Raw genomic sequence first — 22502 nt, 5'->3', positions numbered from 1 at the left:
CGCCAGTTCGCAGGCCAGGCGCAGGGTGTCGTTCGTCATGGGGGCTCCGAAGGGGCGGGCATTGGCGGCTACACTGACATGGTTTTCCGTGTCAGTAGGCTGCAATGAATCAAAATGTCTCACCCCCGCCTGCCGGCGATGCCTGGAACCGCGTGGCTGAACGCGTGGCCGGGCAGCATTGGCCTGCGTCGACGTTGTACGTCGTGGCCACGCCGATCGGCAACCTGGGCGACCTGGGGCTGAGGGCTTGGCATGCCCTGCAACGCGCCGATGTGATCGCGGCCGAAGACACGCGGGCCAGCCGGACCTTGTTGGACGCCTGGGGCGTCAGCACGCCGCTCATGGCGGCCCACCGCCACAACGAGGCCGCCGCCGCGCAGGCCATCTGTGAACGCTTGGCGCAAGGCCAGCGCGTGGCGCTCGTGTCGGACGCGGGCGCGCCCGCCGTCAGCGATCCGGGCGCGCGCGTGGTGCGCGCCGTGCGCGACGCAGGCTTCACCGTGGTGCCCGTGCCCGGTCCCAGCGCGGTGATTACGGCCCTGATGGGCAGCGGCGTCACCACCGATGAAAACCCGGCCTATGCCTTCGCCGGCTTTCCGCCGCCCAAGGCCGTGGCGCGCCAGCGCTGGCTGCGTTCCTGGTGCGCCTTGCCGGCGCCGGTCGTCATGTTCGAGTCGCCGCACCGGTTGGCCGCCACCCTGGCCGATCTGTTGGAGGTCTGCGGCCCCGACCGCCAACTGACCGTCGCGCGCGAGCTCACCAAACGATTTGAAGAGATCGCTACCTTCACGCTGGGCGAGGCCGCAGGTTGGCTGGCCGCGGACTCGCATCGCGAACAGGGCGAATTCGTGTTGATCGCCCACGCGCAAGCGGGACAAGACGTCGACGAGGAAGCCGACCCTCGCACGGACGTGCTGCTGGACGCGTTGCTGGAATCGATGTCGGTGCGCGACGCCACCCGCGTGGCTGCCAAGGTCACGGGCGTAGCGCGCGACGTGTTGTACAACCGGGCGCTGGCCCGCAAGAAGTCGTCGGAGTAAGGCATGGTGTATTCAACGGTCGTGGCGAACAAGCCCGCCGATCCCCTCGAACCCATTACCTATCGCGATATGCCCACGCCGTTGGGTGAAATGCGCCTGGTCGCCAGCCCCAAGGGCCTGCGCGGCGCGTGGTTCACTGACCAGGAACTGCTGCCGTCGGCCGAAGGCTGGACGCATTCCGAAACCGATCCCATCCTGGAGCAGGCGCGGCGCGAGCTGGACGAATGGTTCGCGGGCAAGCGCCGCGGGTTCGACGTGGCGCTTGATCCCGTGGGCACGACATTCCAGCACAAAGTCTGGCACGCGCTGTGCGCGCTGGATTTCGGCAAGCTCGCCAGCTATGGCGATCTGGCGCGCACCGTCGGGCGTCCGAAGGGCGCGCAGGCGGTGGGCGGCGCAGTAGGCCGCAACCCGATCATCATCATCATCCCCTGTCATCGCGTGATCGGCGCCGATACCTCGCTGACGGGCTTCGGTGGCGGCTTGCCGCGCAAGCAGGCGCTGCTGGCGCACGAAGGCAACCGGTATGTCAGCCGCAACGCGCGCGCGCGCCGCGTCTGCGACGGACAGGCCGAATTGCCCTGGTAAGTGCGGATAGGGCGGCGGGTTTGACCCGCCGCCGTGCTTATTGCGCGGCGATGCTCGGCAAGATTCCGATTCGGTCCGACACCAGCTGCACGGCATCCAAGGCGCTTTGCCGATCGGGGTAAGGCCCGATTCTGACCCGGTACAGGTTGTTGGATTGTTCCACCTGCGCGGGCGGCGCGCCCGCCGTGCCCAACTGCGAATTGATGCGGGCGACGAGCGATTGCGCGTTGGCCGGCTGGCTGAACGCGCCCACTTGCAGATAGACCGTGCCCGCGCCGCCCGACGGGGCTTGGCGTACCGGCGCGGAGCCCGGGGCAGGGCCCGGCAGCGGTTCGGCTGTCAGCGCGACGGGCTCGGCGGCCACCGGCGCCAGCACGGGCAACGAGCCCGTGGCGGAAGCGGGTTCCGGCGCAGCCGGCGCGCCCTGCGAGGCCAGGCGGCGGATCTCCGCTTGCGGAATGCTCTCCACGACCACCTGGCCGCTGCCCGGCCCGATGATGCCCAGCTTGTACGCCGCAACATAGGACAGGTCCATGATCCGGTCGCTATGGAATGGCCCGCGGTCGTTCACGCGCACGACGATCGTCTTGCCGTTGACCAGGCTCGTGACGCGCGCATAGCTGGGGATGGGCAGCGTCGTATGGGCGGCCGTCATGGCGTACATGTCGTAGGACTCGCCGATGGACGTGGAATTGCCGTGGAATTTCTTGCCGTACCAGGACGCAATGCCGCGCTGCTTGTACGGTTGGCCACTGGTGTCCGGCACATAGCGCTGGCCGAACACCACGTAGGGCCGGTTGGCGCCGCTGGCGTAGGGTTCGATGCGCGGCACCGCGTCGGGCACCTGGTCAAGGTTGGACGGCGGGTTGGCGTCCGGGCCGTCGTCCTTGTAATAACCGCCGCCCTTTTTGCGTCCACCGGTGGATGAGCATCCCGCCACGGCAATGGCCAGCAGCAACATCAGGATAAGGTGGAGCGGGCGGGACAGGATCATGCGGGTTCGGTGGGCAATTGGTTGCGGTGGCGCACCAGCAGGGGATCGTGATCGGCGAAGCGCAGCGCCAATTGCTCGACCACATAGACCGAGCGGTGCTGGCCGCCCGTGCAGCCGATCGCCACGGTCAGGTAGTTGCGGGTGTCTTGCGTGTACTGCGGCAGCCAGCGGTTCAGGAAACCGGCGATATCGTCGATCATCTGCCCGACCTGCTCATACCCCGCCAGCCACGTGGCCACGGGTTCGTCGCGGCCAGTCAGCGGGCGCAGGTTGCGGTCGTAATGGGGGTTGGGCAGGCAGCGCACGTCGAACACCAGATCGGCATCGCCCGGCACGCCGCGCTTGTAGGCGAAGGATTCGAACGTCAGCACCAACGGCGCCCGGTCGGCATGGATCAGGTCGCGCACCCAGGCACGCAATTGGCCGGGCGTCAGGTCGGACGTGTCGATCACGTGTTCCTGCTCGCGCAGCGGCGCCAGCAGTTCGCGCTCCAGCGCGATGCAGTCGGTGAGCGACGGCGCGGTGCCGCCGCGCTGCAGGCGGTCGGTCAGCGGATGGCGGCGCCGGGATTCCGAGTAGCGTTGCACCAGCGTCGAGGTGTTGGCGTCCAGGAACACCACGCGCAGGCTGGTGCCCATGGCGCGCAGGGCCGTGACCACGTCGGGCAGCTCGGCCAGTTCGCCGGGGGACCGGACATCGATGGCGACGGCAACGCGCTCCAGGCCGTCATCCCGCGCATTGGCGATGAACTCGGTCAGGAAGCGGACGGGCAGGTTGTCGACGCAGGTGTAGCTGGCATCTTCGAGCATGCGCAGGGCAACGGATTTGCCTGAGCCTGAGATACCGGTGACAAGGACGACTTTCAACATGGACATGATTGTGGCACGCTTTTCCAGGACGATGCCGGCGGGATGGCATCTGGTATGGCCGTAAACTGGGAATCTGCGCCTGTACCGTTTCGTGTGCCCTGGCGTAAGCTTGGGGCCGGATACTTGATCGATTCACTTACGCGCCCCGCCGTCATGCGTTTCGGGGGATTGGAATTCGACCTAGATGTTAGCCCTCATTTCGTTTTGTAGTGTTTCACTGCCGCGGTTTGGGGCGATTTTCCGCGTGATGCCGGCAGCTGTTGTTGTCTTTATGGCAACGTCCGTCCTGGCGCAGCCTGCCGCTCCCGCCACATTGCGCCCCGACACCATGGCGGCCCGGGTCGCGGCCTGTACGGCCTGCCATGGCGCGCAGGGCAAAGCCGGCACCGACGGCTATTACCCGCGCCTGGCCGGCAAGCCGCAGGACTACCTGTATCACCAATTATTGAATTTCCGGGACGACCGCCGCCAGTACCGCCCCATGGCGCATCTGCTGGCCGGCCTGCCGGACGACTACCTGCGCGAGATGGCCGCGTATTTTTCCCAGCAGCATGTGCCGTATCCGCCGCCGACGCGCGCGCAGGTGTCCAACGTCACGATGGAAGCCGGCCGCACGCTGGCCTTGCACGGCGACGCCGCCCGCGGTCTGCCCGCCTGTGCTTCCTGTCACGGCGCCGCCCTCAGCGGCCTGATGCCGGCCATCCCCGGTCTGCTGGGCTTGCCGCGCGACTACATCGGTTCGCAGATCGGCAGCTGGAAGAACGGTCTGCGCCGCGCTGCCGCGCCGGACTGCATGGCCGATATCGCCAACAAGCTCACTCCCACCGACATCGGCGCCCTGGCGGCGTGGCTGTCGTCGCAACCGGTCGTCGAGCCCTACGCGCCCGAGGCCGCCGGATCGCTGCGCCTGCCTGCGGAATGCGGCAGCCAGGCTCAACGCTGAAGGGCGCCCGATGAAATTGCTGAAGAGAATTCTCTGTGCGTTGTTGCTGGCCGTGGTGGTCACGGCGGGCGCCCTGTATTGGCTGGGCACGCGTGACGACTCCAGCACCGGGCCCGCCGCGGCGCCCGCCGACGCCTCCACGCTGATCGAGCGCGGGCGCTATCTGGCGCTGGCGGGCAATTGCATGGCCTGTCACACCAGCCGGGGCGGCAAGGCGCTGGCGGGCGGCACGCCCATCCCGACGCCGTTCGGCACCGTATTCGGCCCGAACATTACCCCCGACGACAAGACCGGCATCGGCACGTGGACCGCCGATGACTTCTGGCAGGCGCTGCATAACGGCAAATCGAAAGACGGCACGTTGCTGTATCCCGCCTTTCCGTACACGGAATACACGCGGGTCACGCGCGCCGACGCCGATGCGCTCTATGCCTATCTGCGCAGCGTGGCGCCCGTCAGCCAGCCCAATCGCCCACCCGAATTGGACTTCCCGTACGACCAGCGCGCTTTATTGGCCGCATGGCGCGCGCTGTACTTCAAGCCTGGCGTGCGGGAAACCGACGCGAGCCAGTCGGTGCAGTGGAACCGCGGGCGCTATCTGGTCGAAGGGGTGGGGCACTGCGCGGCCTGCCATACGCCACGCAACAGCCTGGGTGCGACGCGCGCGTCGGCGTCCCTGACCGGTGGCGTCATTCCTGTGCTGGACTGGTATGCCCCGCCGCTGACCAACGACATGCAGACGGGCATGGGCCGCTGGACGGCGGCCGATATCGCGGCCTTGCTCAAGACCGGCATTTCCGCGCATTCCAGCGCCACTGGGCCGATGGCCGAAGTGGTGCTGGGCAGCACGCAGCACCTGACCGACGACGATGCGTTGGCGATCGGGGTCTACATCAAGTCGCTGCCGGCCACGCCCGCGTCCACGCCGCGGCAGCAGGTGGCGGCCGCGCCGGCTGCGATGGAGCTGGGCAGCAAGATCTACGAACAACAGTGCGCGCAGTGCCATCAGTCGAAAGGCGAGGGAAGCGGCACGGCCTGGCCTGCGCTGGCGGGCAACCCCACGGTGACGGCGCCGTCGCCCGTCAACGTGATCCGCATGGTGCTGGATGGCGGCTATGCGCCGGCGACGGCGGCCAACCCCCGGCCGCACGGCATGCCGCCGTTCGGGCAGATCCTGAACGACAACGACATCGCCATGCTGGTGTCGTACCTGCGCAATAGCTGGGGCAACGAGGCCGGCGGCGTCACGGCGCTTGAGGTCAAACGGGCGCGCGCGGCCTCGACGTTGAACTGACGTTGCCTTGACGGCGCGCTAGCGCGGCCGGACCGCCTGCGCGCAGGCTTGCCGCGCCAGGGCCCCCAGCGTTTGGATGGCGGTGTCGTGTGCAGCGTCCCAGGGGTGCCCATAGTTCAGGCGCACGGCGCTGGCGAACTGGCCGCTTGCCGAAAATATCGGGCCGGGCGCCACGCTGATGCCGCGCGCCAGCGCATCGCGGTGCAAGGCCAGCGCATCCACCGTTGCGGGCAACTCCAGCCACAGGAAAAATCCCCCCTGCGGACGCGTCACGCGCGTGCCGGCGGGGAACTCGCGCGCAATCGCATCGGCCATGCGTTCTTGCTGCGCCTGCAGCGTTTCGCGTAGCCGGCGCAGATGGCGGTCGTAGCCGCCTTGTTCCAGGTATTCGGCGATCGCACCCTGAGCGGGGCCGGACGCGGACAGCGTGGACGTCAACTTCAAGCGCTGCACGCGCTGCGCGTAGCGGCCAGCGGATACCCAGCCGATGCGGTAGCCGGGCGCCAGGCATTTGGAAAACGACGAGCAATGCAGCACCAGCCCCTGCTTGTCGTAGGCTTTGGCGGGCACCGGCCGCGCGGCGCCAAAATACAGTTCACCGTAGACGTCGTCTTCGATCAGCGGGATGTCGTGGCGCGCCAGCAATTCCACCAATTGCCGCTTCCTGTCGTCCGGCATCAGGCTGCCCAGCGGGTTCTGGAATTGCGTCATCAGCCAGCAGGCCTTGGGGGCGTGCCGCTGGATGGCGGCTTCCATCGCGTCCAGGTCGATGCCGGTACGCGGATGGGTCGGCACTTCCAGCGCCTTGAGCCCCTGTCGTTCAAGCGCCTGCAATGCGCCGTAGAACGTGGGCGCTTCGACGATCACGGTGTCGCCCGGCTGGGTGACAGCTTGCAGGCACAGGTTCAGCGCTTCCAGCGCGCCGTTGGTCACGACGATGTCGCTGGCGGGCACGTTGATGCCGCCGATCAGGTAGCGCAACGCGATCTGCCGTCGCAGGCCCGGATTGCCGGGGCTCAAGTCTTCGACGGTATCCAGGGGATCGTGGCGCTTCAGGTGCGTGGCCATCGCTTGCGCCAGCCGCGCCAGCGGAAACAGCAAGGGCGAGGGAAAGGCGGACCCCAATGGCGTCACGTCGCGGTTGCGCACGGACCCCAGGATGTCGAAGATGCGTTCGCTGATGGCGAGTTCGGTGGACTCGCCGTCGGGGCTGGACGCGCCCGGTTCGGGGGGAAGGGATTCCGCGGGGGCGTGCACGTAGTAGCCTGAGCGTGGCTGCGCACGGATGAGGCCGCGCGCCTCCAGCAGGTAGTACGCCTGGAACACCGTGGAAGGGCTGACGCCCCGGGCCGCACAGGCATCGCGCACGGACGGCAGTTTGTCGCCCACACGCAATACGCCATCCGCGATCGACTTGGCGATCTCGGCGGCCAGGGTTTCGTACAGGCTCACGGTGCCGCGTGGCGACGCGCGTTCATTTACTGCTTTGCAGGATCGCCATGGCCTGGCGTTCCATGAACTCGCCCAGCGTATCGATACCGCGCAACTTGAGTATCGTGTTGCGCACGGCGGCCTCGACCAGCACGGCCAGGTTGCGGCCGGCGGCCACTTGCAGCATCACCTTGCGCACGGGCAGGCCCAGCATGTCTTGCGTGATGTCTTGCAGCGGCAGCCGTTCGAACTTGTCTTGCGCGGTGGCGCGCACCAGATGCACGATCAGTTTCAAGCGCATCTTCCGGCGCACCGAGGTTTCGCCGAAGATGGTGCGGATGTCGAGCAAGCCCAGGCCGCGCACTTCCAGCAGGTTCTGCAGCAGTTGCGGGCAGTGGCCTTCGATCATGTTGGGCGCGGTGCGCGAGAATTCCACGGCGTCGTCGGCCACCAGGCCGTGTCCGCGTGAAATCAGTTCCAGCGCCAGTTCGCTTTTGCCCAGGCCGGACTCGCCGGTGATCAGCACGCCGAGGCCCAGCACGTCGAGGAATACGCCGTGCACCGTGGTGGTGGGCGCAAGCTTCTTGCCTAGGTAGATGCGCAGCAGGTCGATCAACTGGGCGGCGGCCACGGGGGTGGACAGCAGCGGTACCTGGTGCTGGTCGCATTGGTCGACCAGGTCTTGCGGCGGCGTCAGGCCGTCGGCCAGCAGGATGGCGGGCACGCCGCCGATCAGCAGCTCGTCCATGTGGTGCATGCGGCGGCGCAGGTCGAAGCGCGTGTAGTACGCCAGTTCTTCCTGCCCGAACACCTGGATGCGCGAGGGGTGAATCAGGTTCAAGTGGCCGACGAGGTCGGCGGCCGCCATGCCGTCATCGGGAATTGCGCGGTCCGCGGCGCCTTGGCCCGAGATCCAGTTGAAGGGGATTTTGTCGGCGTTGTCGTCGACGAGTTCCTGCACCGTGAGCATGGCAGCGTTTCCGCGGAGGGTCAGAGTTGGCCGGTCGTGAGCATCTTGTGGACGATGGCCGGATCGGCCTCCGTGGCCAGGGCCTCGCGCAATGCCTTGTTGGACATCAGTTGAGCGAGTTCGGCCAGGATGTCCAGGTGCTGCTGGGTGGCCGTTTCCGGCACCAGCAGGCAGAGCAGCATCGACACCGGTTGCCCGTCGGGCGCGTCGAAGGTGATGGGCTGCGCCAGGCGGATGAATGCCGCCAGCGCCTGCTCCAAGCCCTTCACGCGGCCATGGGGAACGGCAACGCCCTGCCCAAGGGCAGTGGAGCCTAGGCGTTCCCGGGCAAACAGGCTGTCGAACACGAGCGCACGCGCCAAGCCATGGTTGTTTTCAAAAAGAAGGCCGGCTTGTTCGAATGCTCGTTTCTTGCTCGTTGCGAGCATATCGAGCACGACGTTGCCGGCGGGTAGGATGCGCGACAAATGATTCATCGGATCATTATATGGTTATATGACGCAGTGCAATAAATTGGCCTCGCGCCGTGCCCATGGTGTGGGCGGACGGCCGTACGGCAAGAGCGACAGCATAGACTGATCGCGCCGGATTGTGGGCATTCCGGGGCGCGATGGCGTCTTCAAAAGCGCCAAGAGCGTGCGAAAAGCCGGAAATCCACGACGCGACGATGCTTCTCCGGAAGAAACCGAAGATTCAGGGACAAAGCTATTGGGGAGTCACGCGGAAGGGGAAGTGCGGGGACTTTTGCCGATGCCCCGGCTGGACTGACGTCTAGCGGGACACCGGGACTTAGGCAGGATTTCTAGAATCGCTGTTTAGCTTGATCGCCCAGGGCGAGTGATCATGAAGCGCATTACTGCTGGGGTGGCGAGAGGCTCGCCGCTTGCCGCTTCACGGACTCCGCTGAGTGACTTCGTACCTTGTCCTTGTGCTTGATGACCTGACGGTCGACTTTGTCAGCAAGAAGGTCTATGGCTGCATAGAGATTTTCATCGGTTGCTTCACAATGAATGTCTTTACCGCTAAGACGCATGGTGATTTCGGCTCTATGCCGCAGGGGCTCTACTGAGAGCATGACCTGGGTATCGATGACGTGATCGAAATGCCGCAGCACTCGCGCCAATTTGTTCATGACATATTCCCGGATTGCCGGGGTGACGTCGAGGTGACGACCGCAGATGCTCAGGTTCATAGTGTGCTCTCCTTCTAAAAGAGAAAAATGGGTGCGCAAAATGCGCGGTGAGGTCGTTAGGCGTTCTCCTTTATTTGGGTGGTTCGTTAAGTACTAGTGTATAGACTCGGGCCGATAAAACAAGCTGACCTAGCGCAAGTACATGGCATTTTTATGGCGGAGTCCCAGGGGAGTATCCCTCCTTGCCCGCAGGGGGGCTAGGGGTCTTCCCCAGGGTGCCGGTTACATGCGGAAGTGCTCGCCCAGATAGACCCGGCGCACGGCCGGATCGCCCACGATTTCGTCGGGGTGGCCGTCAGTCAGCACTTTGCCTTCGCTGATGATGTAGGCGCGGTCGCAGATGCCCAGCGTTTCGCGCACGTTGTGGTCGGTGATCAGCACGCCGATGCCGCGGCCCTTCAGGAACCGGACGATGCGCTGGATTTCGATGACGGCGATGGGGTCCACGCCGGCGAAGGGCTCATCCAGCAGGATGAAGCGCGGGCTGGTCGCCAGCGCGCGCGCGATTTCCACGCGGCGGCGTTCGCCGCCCGACAGCGAGATCGCGGCATTGCTGCGGATATGGCCGATCTGGAGCTCTTCCAGCAAGGCTTCCATCTGCTCGTTGATCTTGGGCGTGGACAGCGCACGGCCGTCTGCGTCGACCTGCAATTCCAGCACGGCGCGGATGTTCTGTTCCACCGTCAGCCGACGGAACACGGAGGCGTCCTGCGGCAGGTACGACAGACCCATGCGCGCGCGCTTGTGGATCGGCATTGCCGTGATGACCGAGCCGTCGATTTCGATGCGGCCGGCATCCGCGGGCACCAGGCCCACGATCATGTAGAAGCTGGTGGTCTTGCCGGCGCCGTTGGGGCCCAGCAGGCCGACGACTTCGCCGCTGACGACGGACAGGGACACGTCCTGCACCACGGTCCGGCCGTTATAGGTCTTGCGCAAACCGGTTGCGCGCAGGCTGCCCTGCTTGACCCCCGAGGGGGCGGAGGTCACGGGGGTCGGCACAGAAGGTTGGTTCATCGTGGCTGCGAGTGGTGTTGCATGGGGGGCGGCTTAGCGCCCTTTCTTGGCGGCTTGTTGCTTGCGGCATTCGGCGACCGCCGCGTCCGACTTGGCGCGGGGCTCGGCGACCGAGCGGACGCGTCCGCCAGCGGCTGCGGAATTGGGGCCGCCTTGGGCTTCGTACGTGCCGGTTTTCTCGTTGTAGCGTACCCGTTCGCCGCGAATCGTGTCGAACGGTTTGCCACAGACGTAACGGACGACCACGGCTTGGCCGATCAGGTCGAAGGTACTCTTGGTGCCGTCGTATTCGGCGCGCAGCCCCTTGCCTTCGATCAGTTCGAAGGTCTCGGGACGTTCCTGGCGGATGGTCACGACTTTGCCTTTGTTGGCCGTCGCCGTGCCGTATTGGCCGCCCTGGGCGTCCTCGTGCATTTCCAGCGTATCGGAGGTCAGCGTCATGAGGCCGCGCGTCATGTTGACGTTGCCCGTGAAGACGCTTTGCTTTTTCACGTCGTCATAGTGCAGGGTGTCCGACAGGATCAGCGTGCTGGGTTCCTCGGCGGGGGTTGCCGCCTTGCTGGCGCCGGCTGCGGGCTTGGGCGCGGCGTCCTGGGCGTGGGCCGGCGCAAGCACCGAAGCCGTCAGCAGGACCGCGCCGAGCAGGCGGGTCGTCGGGGCAAGGAGAATCCGGAGGTCGGTCATGGCTTTTTCTGGTCAGAGTTGTTGGCGGGTATCTCGGTCCGGCGCTGTTGCCTGCCTTCGGAACCGGAGATCTCGACGTCCGTCGACGCGGATACCTGCAATTGGCGTGTTTTGTTGTTGTAGTGCATGCCCTTGCCGTTCATGCGCGAACGGCCCTTGATCACCTCGGCGGGCAGATCCGTGAAAACTACATCTTCGTCCGGCAGGATGATCAACTGCTGGCTGCGCACGTCCAGCACGTCGTTGTTGGCGTCGGGCTGGCGATGCACGTGAGCGTCGCCGTTCATGACGATGCGCTTGCCGCCTTGCTCCATCACGGCGGTCTTCGAGACGCCCACCGTGATCGGGTTGGCTTCGCGTTGGCCCACCGCGCGCGGCGCGGTGATGTGGTACGAGTCATCGTCCGGAAAGTGTTCGGCGTATTCGCCTTCCAGCCGGTTGATGGGGCGTCCCGACGGATCGGTGCGCAGCATCACGAAATCGCGTGACCACGCGTCCATCTCGTGCGTGAGGCGCCGCGGCGGGTCCACCTGGATGGCGCGCTGCGCGTAATCGGCCGCCCACCACGAACTGGTGACGAGCACCAGCAGGAGGAACAGCGCGATCAGTGAAGGGAAACGTTCTTTCATCAGGTTCGCCGCGCGGGCGTGTGCGGGTTCAAGAGGGTCATTGGATGGCGCCGGGGCCAAGCAGGCCCGGCGCCGCCAGGAATGCGCCAAGGCGCCCCTGGGAGGCCAGCAGCAGGTCGCAGCATTCGCGCACCGCGCCGCTGCCGCCCGGTTGCGTCGAGACCCAATGCGCTGCCTGGCTGACATAGCCGGGCGCGTTCGGCACGCTGACGGCGAAGCCGGCGCGCTGCATGGCCGGCAGGTCGATGATGTCATCGCCCATATAGCCGGTCTGATTCAGTTGGACCGCGTTGCGCTGCGCAAGTTCTACCAAAGCCGCGCCCTTGTCGCGCACGCCCTGCATGACTTCCGCGATGCCCAGTTCGGCGGCGCGGCGGGCCACGATGGGCCCCGAGCGGCCCGTCATCAGCGCCACCTTCAGCCCGCCTTCCATCAGCAGGCGCAGGCCGTGGCCGTCCAGTGCGTGGAAGCGCTTTTGCAGTTCGCCGCTTTCGCCATAGTAGAGGCTGCCATCGGTCAGCACGCCGTCGACGTCGAACACCATCAGGCGCACCGCTGCGGCACGGTCGCGCACGGTGGCGGGAATACGGGCAAGGACCAGCGCTTCGGCCGGGTGAGTCACGGAAGCAGGAAGATTCATAGTCATACCACTTTAGCGGCCATCAGATCGTGCATGTGCAAGGCGCCGAGCAGCGCGCCATCATTGTCCAGCACCAGCATCTGGCTGAGCCGTAGCTCGTCCATCTGCTGGGCGGCTTCGACGGCAAGCGCCTCGGGGTTGATGCTGCGTGGCGACCGGGTCATGCCGGCCTCCACGGTCAGACTGCGGATATCGCCGTGCCGGGCGATCAGGCGGCGCAAATCGCCGTCGGTGAAGATGCCCAGCGGGCGGTGCTGCGCGTCGGTGACGACGGTCATGCCCATGCCTTTGGCCGACATGACTTCCAGCGCCTGGGACACCGGGGTGCCGGACAGCACGATCGGCAGGGCGTTGCCCTGGCGCATGACGTCGCGCACGTGGGTCAGCAGGCGGCGGCCAAGGGCGCCGCCCGGATGCGACCGCGCGAAATCCTGGGGGCCGAAGCCGCGGGCTTCCAGGCAGGCCACCGCGAGGGCGTCGCCCAGGGCCAGCGCTGCCGTGGTGCTGGCCGTGGGTGCCAAATTCAACGGGCAGGCCTCCAGCGCCACGCTGCCGTCCAGGTGCACATCGGCCAGCAGGGCCAATTCCGATTGCGGGTGGCCGGTGATCGCCACCAGCTTCGCGCCCATGCGGCGCGCCACCGGCAAGATGGTCAGCAGCTCTTGGCCGGCGCCCGAATACGAGATGGCGATGACGACATCGTCCCGCGTGATCATGCCCAGGTCGCCATGGACGGCTTCCGCGGCGTGCACGAAGAAGGCCGGGGTGCCGGTCGACGCAAACGTCGCGGCGATCTTGCGGGCGATATGGCCCGTCTTGCCGATGCCGGTGACGACGACCCGGCCGCGGCAGGCCAGCAGCAGGGCGACGACCTGGGTGAAGGTGTCGTCCAGCCGGGCGGACAGGTCCAGCAGACCCTGACTTTCGATTTGCAGCGTTCTGCGCGCGGATGCCAGCGCGGTATCGGACGATGTAGTGGGATGATCAGTCATGCGGCGATTTTAATATCAGTATGCGGGTTTGCCCCCGGCAGGGGCGTATGGCATCCTGGCGGCTGTTTTCAACGGCTTTCAATCCTTCTATCCAGGCCCGCTCCATGTCCAGCATTTCCAGCCCCGTCCTTGGCACGCCCCTGTCCCCCCTGGCCACCCGAGTCATGCTGCTCGGGTCGGGTGAATTGGGTAAAGAGGTCATCATTGCCCTGCAGAGGCTGGGCGTGGAAGTCATTGCGGTGGACCGGTACGCGGATGCGCCGGGCCATCAGGTGGCGCACCGGGCGCACGTGGTCTCGATGACCGACGCGGACGCCCTGAGGAAGATCATCGAACAGGAACGGCCGCACGTTATTGTCCCCGAAATCGAGGCTATTGCCACGAGTTTGCTGGTGGAACTGGAAGCGGCCGGGGTGGCGCGCGTGACCCCGACCGCCCGCGCGGCCCAATTGACCATGAACCGCGAGGGTATCCGCCGCCTGGCGGCCGAGACCCTGGGCTTGCCGACTTCCCCCTATAAATTTGTCGACACCGAAGCGGAACTGCGCGCCGCGATCGACGGCGGCATCGGCTACCCCTGCGTCATCAAGCCGGTCATGTCTTCGTCCGGCAAGGGCCAGTCGGTGATCAAAAGCGCGGACGACGTGGCGGAATCGTGGCGCTACGCCCAGGAAGGCGGCCGCGTGGGCGGTGGCCGGGCCATCGTCGAAGGTTTCATCCGCTTCGACTATGAAATCACCCTGCTGACCGTCCGCGCCCGGGGCGCCGACGGCCGCGTCGAGACCCACTATTGCGAGCCCATCGGCCACAAACAGGTCGATGGCGATTACGTCGAAAGCTGGCAGCCGCATCCGATGTCGCCCGCCGCACTGGCGCGGGCCCGCGAAATCGCCCTGGCCGTCACGGCCGACCTGGGCGGGCTGGGCATCTTCGGCGTCGAACTGTTCGTGGCCGGCGACCAGGTCTGGTTCTCGGAAGTCAGCCCACGTCCGCACGACACGGGCATGGTGACCATGATCACACAGGCCCAGAACGAATTCGAATTGCACGCCCGCGCGCTGCTGGGGCTGCCGGTGGACACGCGCCTGCGCCAGCCGGGCGCCAGCAGCGTTATCTATGGCGGGGTGGATGCCGCCGCCGTGTCGTTCCACAACGTGGCGGAAGCCCTGGCGGAAGCCGGCACGGATATCCGCCTGTTCGGCAAGCCCGAATCCTTCGTCAAGCGCCGCATGGGTGTGGGCCTGGCCGTCGCCGACGATGTCGCGACCGCCCGCGCCAAGGCCAAGCGCGTGTCCGCCGCCGTTTCGGTCAAGGCGAGCTGATACCGCCGGGCGACGCCCGACCTGTTGTCGTTCCCCCGGGGCGCCGCCCCGTCCGCAGCCACCCGCCTTTCGGCCGGTGGCTGTTTGCATTGGGTGTCCCCCCGACCGAAGCGAGGCTTGCGCCGTTGCCCCTACCGCCAGTGTGGTTTGCGCTTTCGCACAGTTTGTTCGATAATTTCAGGAATTACTGAAAGCGGTGTAACTGTATTTGTCAGCCATGCCGTGATCCGACTCGTTGGCGCTGATAACTCATGGTTCTTACCCCTCAAAACGAACGCTTCGTGCTGCATTTCGGCGAAATGGGCAGCCGCTGGGGCGTGAACCGCACCGTGGGCCAGATCTACGCCCTGCTGTTCCTGCATCCGGACCCGCTGAATGCCGACGACATTGCGGAAACGCTGGGGTTCTCGCGCTCGAACGTCAGCCTGGGGCTGAAAGAGCTGCAGTCTTGGCGGCTGGTCAAGCTGATCCACCAGGTGGGCGACCGCCGCGACTACTTCGAGACGCCCAAAGACGTGTGGGAGATCTTCCGCATCCTGATGGAAGAAAAGCGCAAGCGCGAAATCAATCCCACGCTCACCTTGCTGCGCGACACCTTGCTGGAAACTCCTTCGGGGCCCAACGACGCCTACGCGCAGCAACGCATGACCGAAATGCTGGAGCTCATCGAACTGTCTTCCGGATGGTTCGATGAGGTTCAACGCCTGCCCCCGGAGACCGTGCAAAAGCTCATGCGACTGGGTTCGCAAGTGCAAAAAGTGCTGGGCTTCGCCGGCAAATTGCGGGGCAAGGGCTAAGTGGCTCATCCGCCCCGATTTTTCAGGAAACCTCTATGAAGTTGTTTGCAACGCCCGTAACATGGCGCGAGAGACGGCCTGGGAACCATGCCGGTTGCCGCGGCACCTCCACTGCTTGGGAGCGCCCCAATGATTGATCTCGACGTTGTAAATCTGTCGCGATTCCAGTTTGCCGCGACCGCGCTTTACCACTTCCTGTTCGTCCCTCTCACGCTTGGCCTGTCGTTCATCCTGGCCATCATGGAAAGCGTGTACGTCATGACCGGCCGCCCCATCTGGAAGCGGATGACCATGTTCTGGGGCACGCTTTTCGGCATCAATTTCGCGCTCGGCGTCGCCACCGGGGTGGTGATGGAGTTCCAGTTCGGTATGAACTGGTCTTACTACAGCCACTACGTGGGCGACATCTTCGGCGCCCCGCTTGCGCTGGAAGGGCTGATGGCCTTCTTCCTGGAAGCCACGTTCGTCGGCCTGTTCTTCTTCGGCTGGAACCGCATGTCCAAGGTCAGCCACCTGGTGGTGACCTGGCTGGTGGCGTTCGGCACGAACTTCTCGGCCCTGTGGATCCTGATCGCCAACGGCTGGATGCAGAACCCGGTGGGCGCGATTTTCAATCCCGACACCATGCGCATGGAGATGACCGACTTCGCGGCGGTGATCTTCAACCCGGTGGCGCAAGCCAAGTTCGTGCACACGGTCAGCGCGGGCTACGTGGCCGGCGCCATGTTCGTGATGTCGATCAGCGCCTGGTACCTGCTGAAGGGGCGTCATACCGACCTGGCCAAGCGTTCGATGGCGGTGGCCGCCAGCTTCGGCCTGGCGGGCGCGCTGTCGGTCGTGGTGCTGGGCGACGAAAGCGGCTACCTGACCACGGAACACCAGAAGATGAAGATCGCGGCGATGGAGTCGATGTGGCACACCGAGCCCGCGCCGGCATCCTTCAACCTGATCGCGATTCCCAACCAGGCTGAACGCAAGAACGACTTCGCCATCGAGATCCCGTACGTCATGGGCATCATCGGCACGCGTTCCCTGACCACGCCGCTGCTGGGCATCGATGACCTGATCCTGCGCGCTGAAAACCGCATCCGCGATGGCATGGTTGCCTACGACGCGTTGCAGAAAATCCGCGCCAATCCCAAGGACGTGGACGCGCGCCTGACGTTCGACAAGACCTGGCCCGACCTGGGCTACGCCTTGCTGGTCAAGCGGTATCAGGAAGACATGAGCAAGGTCACCGAAGCCGATATCAAGAAGGCCGCGGTGGACACCGTGCCCAATGTGGCGCCGCTGTTCTGGGCGTTCCGCATCATGGTGGCGGTGGGCATGTACCTGATTCTGTTCTTCGGCGTGGCGTTCTGGCTGGCCTCTCGCGGCCGCCTGGATAGCCGCCGCGGCCTGCTCAAGGTGGCGCTGTGGAGCCTGCCGCTGCCATGGGTCGCCATTGAAAGCGGCTGGTTCGTGGCTGAATACGGCCGCCAGCCCTGGGTGATCGAGGGCGTGCTGCCAACGTACTACGCCGCCTCGGGCCTGACGATCGCCGATCTGGCCATCAGCCTGGCTATCTTCCTGGTGCTGTACACGGTCCTGCTGATCATTGGCGTGAAGGTAATGCTGCACGCCATCAAGGCGGGTCCGAAATCCGATGGGCCGACGGCGGGCAACGCCGCCGCCGATCCTGTGCGCGCCGCCGTGCGCGCCTGAGGGGGAGAAGCAGATGGATACCCTTATTCCTTTTGACTATGGCACCTTGCGCGTGATCTGGTGGGTGCTGCTTGGCGCGTTGCTGATCGGCTTTGCCGTCATGGACGGCTTCGACCTGGGGGTGGCCGCCTTGCTGCCCGTGGTGGCCAAGACCGACGCCGAGCGCCGCGTGGTGATCAACGTGGTCGGCCCCGTGTGGGAAGGCAACCAGGTCTGGCTGATCACGGCAGGCGGCGCGATCTTCGCTGCCTGGCCGCTGCTGTATGCCGCGTCGTTCTCCGGGTTCTACCTGGCGATGATGTTGGCGTTGATTGCGCTGATCCTGCGTCCCGTGGGCTTCAAGTACCGCAGCAAGATGGAAGGCAGCCGCTGGCGCAACAGCTGGGACGGCGTGCTGTGTTTTTCGGGCGTGGTGGCCTCGCTGGTATTCGGCGTGGCGGTCGGCAACATCATTCTGGGCGTGCCGTTCACGTTCCAGGGTTCCGCGCTGCGAATGATGTACGAAGGCCATTTCTACCAGCTGTTCACGCCGTTCGCATTGTTGTGCGGCGTGTTGAGCGTGGTGATGCTGGCCATGCACGGCGCGGTGCTGCTGGCCTGGCGCACGGAAGACCCCATTTCGTCACGAGCCCGCAATTGGGGGCGTCTGCTGGCGTTGCTGACGGTGGCGCTGTTTGTCGCAGGCGGCTTCTGGGTCGCGGGCGGTCTCAACGGCCACATCATCACCAGCGCGGTCGACATGAAGGGGCCGTCGGATCCCATGCTCAAGTCCGTGAGCGTGCAGGCCGGCGCCTGGATGGCCAACTACGCGAAATGGCCGTTGATGTGGATCGCACCCGCGCTGGGCGTGGCGGGTGCGGTGCTGGTGCTGCTGCTCTTGAGCGTGCGCGCCCATGCCCTGTCGTTCCTGGCTTCCGCGCTGTCGATCGCAGGCGTCATCCTGACCGTGGGCTTTTCGCTGTTCCCGTTCCTGATGCCGTCGTCGACCAACCCGCAAGCCGGCCTGACCGTCTGGGACGCGTCGTCCAGCCATCTGACGCTGTGGATCATGGTGATCGCGGTGGTCATCTTCCTGCCTATCGTCACGCTCTACACCGCCTGGGTGTATCGCGTCATGCGCGGCAAGGTCACCCATGATTCCGTGGGCGACACGCCCAACTCTTACTGAAAAAGGAGCCTCCACCATGTGGTATTTCTCGTGGATACTCGGCTTGGGCCTGGCGTGTGCGTTCGCTATCCTCAATGCAATGTGGTTCGAGCTGCGCGAAGGGCATTCGCATGACCCGCGCGCGAGCCGTGGCGACGAGTGAGCGGCGGCGCTAGCACCCTCGAGCACGATCCCTCGGCCAGTCTGCAGAAACCGCCGCGCGAACAGTCGCGGTGGTTGATGGCGCTTGCCAAGGCGGCGAGGGTTCCGTTGATGCTGGCGGGGGCCGCGCCGCTGGTCAGCGGCGCCTTGCTGGTCGTGCAGGCGTGGCTGCTGGCCAGCGTGCTGGACGCAGCCATCGTCCGCCAGGCGCCGCGCCAGGAATTGCTGGGCGCCATCTTGGGCATCGCCGGGTTGATGCTGCTGCGCGCGTGCATCACCTGGGCCGGGGAGCGCGCCGGGGCGGACGCCGCTGAACGCATCAAGCGCCACGTGCGCCAGGCGCTGTTTGCCCGGTTGGTGGCGAAGGGGCCGTACTGGAGCCGCGGCAAGGCGTCGGGTGAATTGGCCAGCGCGGTCGTCGACCAGGTCGAGGCGTTGGACGGCTTCTTTGCCAAGTACCTGCCCGCGATGGCCGCCGCCGCGATGTTGCCGGTGGCGTTTTCGGTGCTGTTGTTGCCGGTGGACGTGATCGCGGGTCTGGTGTTGTTGATCACCGCGCCGCTGATCCCGCTGTTCATGGCGTTGGTGGGGTGGGGCGCGCAAGGCGCCAGCCGCCGCCACCTGCGTGCTTTCGCCCGCTTGTCCGGCTTTTTCGCCGACCGCCTGCGCGGGCTGTCCACGTTGAAACTCTATGGCCGGGCGCAAGCCGAGGCGGCCTCTGTCGTGGCTGCCAGCGATGCGTTGCGCCAGCGCACGATGTCGGTGCTGCGCATCGCTTTCCTGTCGTCCGCGGTACTGGAGTTCTTCGCCGCGCTGGGCGTGGCGGGCGTGGCCGTATATATCGGCCTGACCTATCTTGGATTCCTGGACGTGCGGTGGTCGCCTCTGACCTTGCAGGCGGGCCTGTTCTGCCTGTTGATGGCGCCGGAGGTCTATGCGCCGTTGCGCCAGTTCGCCGCGCACTATCACGACCGCGCCACGGCGTTGGCGGCCGTGACGCAGATCGCCGTGCTGTTCGATGGCCTGCCGCAAGATGCCGAAGCTGGCCCGGCCGCGCCGGGGGCGGTCGCGCTGGCTGCGTCCGGTGCGGGCGCGCAGGTGGACGTGATTGGCTTGCGCGTGACCGCGCCAGGACGCGGGCAGACGGTTCTGGATGGCGCCGGCTTGCATCTGGCGCCGGGCGAGCAGGTCGCGTTGATGGGGCCCAGTGGCATCGGCAAGTCCACGTTGATCGAAGCCCTTGCGCGCTTGCGGCCCTTTGACGGCGAGGTCCGCATCGACGGCATGGCGCTGGCCGACTGGGATGAAGCTGTCTTGCGCCAGCGCGTGGCGCTGATCGGGCAAAAGCCGCAGCTGCTGGCGGGGTCGATTGCCGACAACATCCGGCTGGGCCGTCCAGGCGCGTCCGATGCCGAATTGCGCGACGCGGCCCGTCGCGCCTGTGTGCTGGAATTTTCGGACGAGCTGCCGCAAGGCCTGGACACGCCGCTGGGCAGCCGCGGCCATGGCCTGTCAGGCGGGCAGGCGCAGCGGGTTGCGCTGGCGCGCCTGTTCCTGCGGGATCCCGGGCTGATCCTCCTGGACGAACCCACGGCGCATCTCGACGAGGCTACCCAGGCCCGGGTGCTGGATGAAATCCTGGAATTCTCCGTGGGCCGCACCTTGCTGCTGGCCACGCATGCGCCGGCGGTCGCGGCCCGGTTCGGCCGCGTGCTGCGGGTGGCGAGCGGAAAAGTGGAAGACGCATGAAGAATTTGCTGTTGTTGGCGCCGTTGTATGCACGCCGTAAAAGCGGGCTTTTGCTCGCATTGTTCTGTGCGCTGGCCACCGTCGCCGCAGGCGTCGGCCTGTTGGGGGTGTCCGGTTGGTTCCTGACGGGCGCGGCCCTGGCGGGGGCGGGCGGGGTGTTCAACCTGTTCGCGCCGTCGGCGCTGGTGCGCGGCCTGTCATTTCTGCGCATCGTGTCGCGCTATGCGGATCGCGTCGTGGGCCACTCGGCTACGTTGCGCCTGCTGGCCGATCTGCGCGCCACGGTGTTCGGGGCGCTGATCAGGCTGACGCCGCGTCAGTTGGCGAAGTACCGCAGCGGCGATCTGGTGGCGCGAATGACGGGCGACGTCGATGCGCTGGATACCGTGTTCCTGTTCGTGCTGGCGCCGTTGGCGACCGCCATCCTGGGGGGCGCCGTGCTGACCGCAGTGCTTGGCATGTGGGTGCCCGCCGCCGCGCTGACGTTCGCGCTGGCGTTGCTGGCCGCCTGTGTCCTGGTGCCGGGGTGGCTGCTGCGCGCGGCGCGCAAGCCGGGCGCCGCCGCCCAGGAAAGCGCGTCGGGATTGCGCGCGGCGACGTTGGACGCGGTGGACGGCCACGCGGATATGGTGGCGTTGCATGCGCAGGCGCCGACCACCGCGCATTTCGAACGGCTGTGCGAAGCCAGCGTGCGGGCCCGTCGCAGCCAGGCCCGGGTGGCGGCGCGCGGACAGTGGTTCCTGCAAGTCGCGGCGGGCCTGTCGGTGTTGGCGTTGCTGTGGTTCGGGTTGGGGACGCATGAGGCCGGGCAGATCGAAGGCCCCGTGCTGGTGGGCTTGTTGCTGGCCGTGATCGGTATTTTCGAAGTGGCGGGGCCGATCATGCGCGGCGCGTCCCGCATGGGGTCGGCGATGTCGGCCGCGGCGCGCATCCGGGAAGTGACGCAAGCGCAGCCGGACATGCAGGATGCGCCCGTCGTGCGCGCCTTGCCGTCCGCGGGCGCGCTGGAGCTGGACGGGGTCGTGTTCCGTTATCCGTCCCGGGGGCAGGGCGCGTGCCCGGCGGTGCTGGACGGCGTCAGCTTGCGGGTCGAGCCCGGCGAGCGGGTCGCCATCATGGGGGCAAGCGGGCAGGGCAAATCCACGCTGCTGCATCTGATCCTGCGCCTGGAAGATCCGCAGTCGGGACAGGTGCGCTTCGGCGGCTGCGATGCGCGAGATTGCACGCAGGCGGATTGGCACCGGCGCATTGCATTGCTGTCCCAGGACGCCCCGGTGTTCCTGGGCACCCTGCGCACCAATTTGCTGATCGGCGACCCCGACGCGGACGATGCGGCGCTATGGGGCGCGTTGGACGCGGCCAGGCTGGGCGATTTCGTGCGTGGCCTGCCTGACGGACTGGACACCTGGGCGGGCGAGACCGGTTCGCAGCTGTCGGCGGGCCAGGCGCGCCGCCTGTGCCTGGCGCGGGCGCTGCTGTCGCCAGCGGCGGTCATCGTGCTGGACGAACCCACCGCAGGTCTGGACGCCGCGGCGCAGACCGACTTTTTCAACGACCTGGAACGCGCGGTGCGGGGACGCACGGTTGTGCTGGCCACGCACGCGGCCTTGCCCGCCGGCGCGGTCGACCGCTGCTACGAGTTGCGTCACGCCCGTTTACATGACTTGTCACGGGAGGCAATCCTGGCTTAAGCGCGGTGGCAAGGTTATAGTTCGCCTTGCTTCAATTCTTCAGGGCCGCCTTCCATGCAGACCGACAACGCCGAGTACATCCGGCGCACCATCCGCAGCGTTCCGGACTGGCCCCAACCGGGTGTCGTGTTCCGCGACATCACGCCGGTTCTGCAAGATCCGCGCGCGTTCCGGGTGCTGATCGATCTGTTCGTCTACCGTTATATGCGCCAGCGCCTTGACCTGGTGGCGGGCGTCGACGCGCGCGGCTTCATCGTGGGCAGCGTGCTGGCCTACGAACTGAACCTGGGTTTCGTGCCGGTGCGCAAGAAGGGTAAGTTGCCCTTTCGCACCGTGGCCGAGGAATACTCGCTTGAATACGGCAACGCCGCCGTCGAGATGCACACCGATTCCGTGCGCACCGGCCAGCGTGTGTTGCTGGTCGATGACCTGATCGCCACGGGCGGCACCATGCTGGCCGCCATCAAGTTGCTACAGCGCCTGGGCGCGAACGTGGTCGAAGCCGCCGCCATCATCGATCTGCCCGATCTGGGCGGTTCGGCCAAGGTGGCCGCTACCGGCACGCCGCTTTACACGGTCTGTCAGTACGGCGGCACCACGCCGTAATCGGCGGCGCGGGGCAGGTGCCCGGTGTGCCGGGCCCTGGC

23 protein-coding genes are annotated in these 22502 nt (G+C 66.2%); 12 read left to right on the top strand and 11 right to left on the bottom strand.

Annotated elements, in window-relative coordinates:
* The first annotated feature begins 104 nt into the window (after positions 1 to 104).
* The gene (rsmI, locus tag ACE039_RS04950; protein WP_485821804.1) at positions 105 to 1040 is read left to right on the top strand and encodes a 16S rRNA (cytidine(1402)-2'-O)-methyltransferase; all 936 of its coding nucleotides are present in this window, start codon (positions 105 to 107) and stop codon (positions 1038 to 1040) included.
* A gap of 3 nt (positions 1041 to 1043) precedes the next feature.
* Positions 1044 to 1628 (top strand): methylated-DNA--[protein]-cysteine S-methyltransferase, encoded by a 585-nt coding sequence (locus ACE039_RS04945; protein WP_313461985.1) that lies wholly within the window; start codon positions 1044 to 1046, stop codon positions 1626 to 1628.
* A 37-nt stretch (positions 1629 to 1665) separates the two neighbouring features.
* On the opposite strand, the gene ACE039_RS04940 is transcribed toward ACE039_RS04945, so the two are convergent.
* Both ACE039_RS04940 and rapZ read right to left on the bottom strand, forming a co-directional pair.
* Positions 1666 to 2622, bottom strand: a complete 957-nt coding sequence (locus ACE039_RS04940) for a septal ring lytic transglycosylase RlpA family protein (RefSeq protein WP_313461983.1) — start codon at positions 2620 to 2622, stop codon at positions 1666 to 1668.
* Complete coding sequence (gene rapZ / locus ACE039_RS04935) at positions 2619 to 3491, bottom strand: RNase adapter RapZ (protein ID WP_485821806.1); 873 nt, start codon at positions 3489 to 3491, stop codon at positions 2619 to 2621. Before rapZ ends, ACE039_RS04940 begins: the two co-directional genes overlap by 4 nt.
* Positions 3492 to 3675: 184 nt before the next feature.
* Between rapZ and ACE039_RS04930 the strand changes: the two genes are divergently transcribed.
* Entirely contained in the window at positions 3676 to 4434 is a 759-nt protein-coding gene (locus tag ACE039_RS04930) for a c-type cytochrome (protein WP_485821803.1), read from the top strand.
* Positions 4435 to 4444: 10 nt separating this feature from the next.
* Positions 4445 to 5728 carry a cytochrome c gene (locus ACE039_RS04925; RefSeq protein WP_448708147.1) on the top strand — a complete coding sequence of 428 codons (1284 nt, stop codon included), beginning with the start codon at positions 4445 to 4447 and terminating at the stop codon, positions 5726 to 5728.
* 18 nt (positions 5729 to 5746) lie between these two features.
* Here the strand turns inward: ACE039_RS04925 and ACE039_RS04920 are convergent, their stop codons facing one another.
* The 9 genes from ACE039_RS04920 to ACE039_RS04880 form a co-directional block, all read right to left on the bottom strand.
* The gene (locus tag ACE039_RS04920; protein WP_485821802.1) at positions 5747 to 7180 is read right to left on the bottom strand and encodes an aminotransferase-like domain-containing protein; all 1434 of its coding nucleotides are present in this window, start codon (positions 7178 to 7180) and stop codon (positions 5747 to 5749) included.
* 22 nt (positions 7181 to 7202) lie between these two features.
* Positions 7203 to 8129, bottom strand: coding sequence for an HPr(Ser) kinase/phosphatase (gene hprK, locus ACE039_RS04915; protein WP_006216298.1), 927 nt, complete (start codon positions 8127 to 8129; stop codon positions 7203 to 7205).
* Positions 8130 to 8149: 20 nt separating this feature from the next.
* A complete protein-coding gene (locus tag ACE039_RS04910) occupies positions 8150 to 8605 on the bottom strand; it encodes a PTS sugar transporter subunit IIA (RefSeq protein ID WP_006224727.1) in 456 nt (151 codons plus the stop codon).
* A gap of 377 nt (positions 8606 to 8982) precedes the next feature.
* Positions 8983 to 9321, bottom strand: coding sequence for a ribosome hibernation-promoting factor, HPF/YfiA family (hpf, locus tag ACE039_RS04905; RefSeq protein ID WP_006216296.1), 339 nt, complete (start codon positions 9319 to 9321; stop codon positions 8983 to 8985).
* Positions 9322 to 9543: 222 nt separating this feature from the next.
* Positions 9544 to 10338, bottom strand: coding sequence for an LPS export ABC transporter ATP-binding protein (gene lptB / locus ACE039_RS04900; protein WP_105555907.1), 795 nt, complete (start codon positions 10336 to 10338; stop codon positions 9544 to 9546).
* Positions 10339 to 10371: 33 nt separating this feature from the next.
* A complete protein-coding gene (gene lptA, locus ACE039_RS04895; RefSeq protein WP_313463524.1) occupies positions 10372 to 11022 on the bottom strand; it encodes a lipopolysaccharide transport periplasmic protein LptA in 651 nt (216 codons plus the stop codon).
* Positions 11019 to 11651 carry an LPS export ABC transporter periplasmic protein LptC gene (gene lptC / locus ACE039_RS04890; RefSeq protein ID WP_105555909.1) on the bottom strand — a complete coding sequence of 211 codons (633 nt, stop codon included), beginning with the start codon at positions 11649 to 11651 and terminating at the stop codon, positions 11019 to 11021. The genes lptA and lptC overlap by 4 nt, the downstream gene beginning before the upstream one ends.
* Before the next feature lie 37 nt (positions 11652 to 11688).
* Complete coding sequence (locus tag ACE039_RS04885) at positions 11689 to 12297, bottom strand: KdsC family phosphatase (protein WP_105555910.1); 609 nt, start codon at positions 12295 to 12297, stop codon at positions 11689 to 11691.
* The gene (locus ACE039_RS04880; protein WP_485821801.1) at positions 12294 to 13283 is read right to left on the bottom strand and encodes a KpsF/GutQ family sugar-phosphate isomerase; all 990 of its coding nucleotides are present in this window, start codon (positions 13281 to 13283) and stop codon (positions 12294 to 12296) included. Before ACE039_RS04880 ends, ACE039_RS04885 begins: the two co-directional genes overlap by 4 nt.
* A gap of 104 nt (positions 13284 to 13387) precedes the next feature.
* Between ACE039_RS04880 and purT the strand changes: the two genes are divergently transcribed.
* The 8 genes from purT (at position 13388) to ACE039_RS04840 (ending at position 22461) form a co-directional block, all read left to right on the top strand.
* Complete coding sequence (gene purT, locus ACE039_RS04875) at positions 13388 to 14605, top strand: formate-dependent phosphoribosylglycinamide formyltransferase (protein ID WP_485821800.1); 1218 nt, start codon at positions 13388 to 13390, stop codon at positions 14603 to 14605.
* A 251-nt stretch (positions 14606 to 14856) separates the two neighbouring features.
* Positions 14857 to 15402 carry a GbsR/MarR family transcriptional regulator gene (locus ACE039_RS04870; RefSeq protein WP_105555912.1) on the top strand — a complete coding sequence of 182 codons (546 nt, stop codon included), beginning with the start codon at positions 14857 to 14859 and terminating at the stop codon, positions 15400 to 15402.
* 129 nt (positions 15403 to 15531) lie between these two features.
* On the top strand, positions 15532 to 17106 hold the full coding sequence (locus tag ACE039_RS04865; RefSeq protein WP_105555913.1) for a cytochrome ubiquinol oxidase subunit I: 1575 nt from the start codon (positions 15532 to 15534) through the stop codon (positions 17104 to 17106).
* 13 nt (positions 17107 to 17119) lie between these two features.
* Entirely contained in the window at positions 17120 to 18274 is a 1155-nt protein-coding gene (gene cydB / locus ACE039_RS04860; protein WP_448709281.1) for a cytochrome d ubiquinol oxidase subunit II, read from the top strand.
* A 16-nt stretch (positions 18275 to 18290) separates the two neighbouring features.
* A complete protein-coding gene (gene cydX / locus ACE039_RS04855) occupies positions 18291 to 18416 on the top strand; it encodes a cytochrome bd-I oxidase subunit CydX (protein WP_105555915.1) in 126 nt (41 codons plus the stop codon).
* Complete coding sequence (gene cydD, locus ACE039_RS04850; RefSeq protein WP_485821799.1) at positions 18413 to 20164, top strand: thiol reductant ABC exporter subunit CydD; 1752 nt, start codon at positions 18413 to 18415, stop codon at positions 20162 to 20164. The genes cydX and cydD overlap by 4 nt, the downstream gene beginning before the upstream one ends.
* Positions 20161 to 21855, top strand: a complete 1695-nt coding sequence (cydC, locus tag ACE039_RS04845) for a thiol reductant ABC exporter subunit CydC (RefSeq protein ID WP_485821798.1) — start codon at positions 20161 to 20163, stop codon at positions 21853 to 21855. Before cydD ends, cydC begins: the two co-directional genes overlap by 4 nt.
* A gap of 54 nt (positions 21856 to 21909) precedes the next feature.
* Positions 21910 to 22461: an adenine phosphoribosyltransferase gene (locus ACE039_RS04840; RefSeq protein WP_105555918.1), complete on the top strand. Its 552-nt coding sequence runs from the start codon at positions 21910 to 21912 to the stop codon at positions 22459 to 22461.
* The last annotated feature ends 41 nt before the right edge of the window (positions 22462 to 22502 follow it).

The organism is Achromobacter maghribensis (assembly GCF_057334215.1).
This window is presented reverse-complemented; position numbering and strand designations above follow the sequence as displayed.

What these genes read in the sequence shown, in the direction of transcription:
- rsmI (WP_485821804.1), top strand. Translation starts at nt 105, where the DNA reads ATGAATCAAAATGTCTCACCCCCGCCTGCCGGCGATGCCTGGAACCGC.
- ACE039_RS04945 (WP_313461985.1), top strand. Translation starts at nt 1,044, where the DNA reads ATGGTGTATTCAACGGTCGTGGCGAACAAGCCCGCCGATCCCCTCGAA.
- ACE039_RS04940 (WP_313461983.1), bottom strand. Translation starts at nt 2,622, where the DNA reads ATGATCCTGTCCCGCCCGCTCCACCTTATCCTGATGTTGCTGCTGGCC.
- rapZ (WP_485821806.1), bottom strand. Translation starts at nt 3,491, where the DNA reads ATGTTGAAAGTCGTCCTTGTCACCGGTATCTCAGGCTCAGGCAAATCC.
- ACE039_RS04930 (WP_485821803.1), top strand. Translation starts at nt 3,676, where the DNA reads ATGTTAGCCCTCATTTCGTTTTGTAGTGTTTCACTGCCGCGGTTTGGG.
- ACE039_RS04925 (WP_448708147.1), top strand. Translation starts at nt 4,445, where the DNA reads ATGAAATTGCTGAAGAGAATTCTCTGTGCGTTGTTGCTGGCCGTGGTG.
- hprK (WP_006216298.1), bottom strand. Translation starts at nt 8,129, where the DNA reads ATGCTCACGGTGCAGGAACTCGTCGACGACAACGCCGACAAAATCCCC.
- ACE039_RS04910 (WP_006224727.1), bottom strand. Translation starts at nt 8,605, where the DNA reads ATGAATCATTTGTCGCGCATCCTACCCGCCGGCAACGTCGTGCTCGAT.
- hpf (WP_006216296.1), bottom strand. Translation starts at nt 9,321, where the DNA reads ATGAACCTGAGCATCTGCGGTCGTCACCTCGACGTCACCCCGGCAATC.
- lptB (WP_105555907.1), bottom strand. Translation starts at nt 10,338, where the DNA reads ATGAACCAACCTTCTGTGCCGACCCCCGTGACCTCCGCCCCCTCGGGG.
- lptA (WP_313463524.1), bottom strand. Translation starts at nt 11,022, where the DNA reads ATGACCGACCTCCGGATTCTCCTTGCCCCGACGACCCGCCTGCTCGGC.
- lptC (WP_105555909.1), bottom strand. Translation starts at nt 11,651, where the DNA reads ATGAAAGAACGTTTCCCTTCACTGATCGCGCTGTTCCTCCTGCTGGTG.
- ACE039_RS04885 (WP_105555910.1), bottom strand. Translation starts at nt 12,297, where the DNA reads ATGACTATGAATCTTCCTGCTTCCGTGACTCACCCGGCCGAAGCGCTG.
- ACE039_RS04880 (WP_485821801.1), bottom strand. Translation starts at nt 13,283, where the DNA reads ATGACTGATCATCCCACTACATCGTCCGATACCGCGCTGGCATCCGCG.
- purT (WP_485821800.1), top strand. Translation starts at nt 13,388, where the DNA reads ATGTCCAGCATTTCCAGCCCCGTCCTTGGCACGCCCCTGTCCCCCCTG.
- ACE039_RS04870 (WP_105555912.1), top strand. Translation starts at nt 14,857, where the DNA reads ATGGTTCTTACCCCTCAAAACGAACGCTTCGTGCTGCATTTCGGCGAA.
- ACE039_RS04865 (WP_105555913.1), top strand. Translation starts at nt 15,532, where the DNA reads ATGATTGATCTCGACGTTGTAAATCTGTCGCGATTCCAGTTTGCCGCG.
- cydB (WP_448709281.1), top strand. Translation starts at nt 17,120, where the DNA reads ATGGATACCCTTATTCCTTTTGACTATGGCACCTTGCGCGTGATCTGG.
- cydX (WP_105555915.1), top strand. Translation starts at nt 18,291, where the DNA reads ATGTGGTATTTCTCGTGGATACTCGGCTTGGGCCTGGCGTGTGCGTTC.
- cydC (WP_485821798.1), top strand. Translation starts at nt 20,161, where the DNA reads ATGAAGAATTTGCTGTTGTTGGCGCCGTTGTATGCACGCCGTAAAAGC.
- ACE039_RS04840 (WP_105555918.1), top strand. Translation starts at nt 21,910, where the DNA reads ATGCAGACCGACAACGCCGAGTACATCCGGCGCACCATCCGCAGCGTT.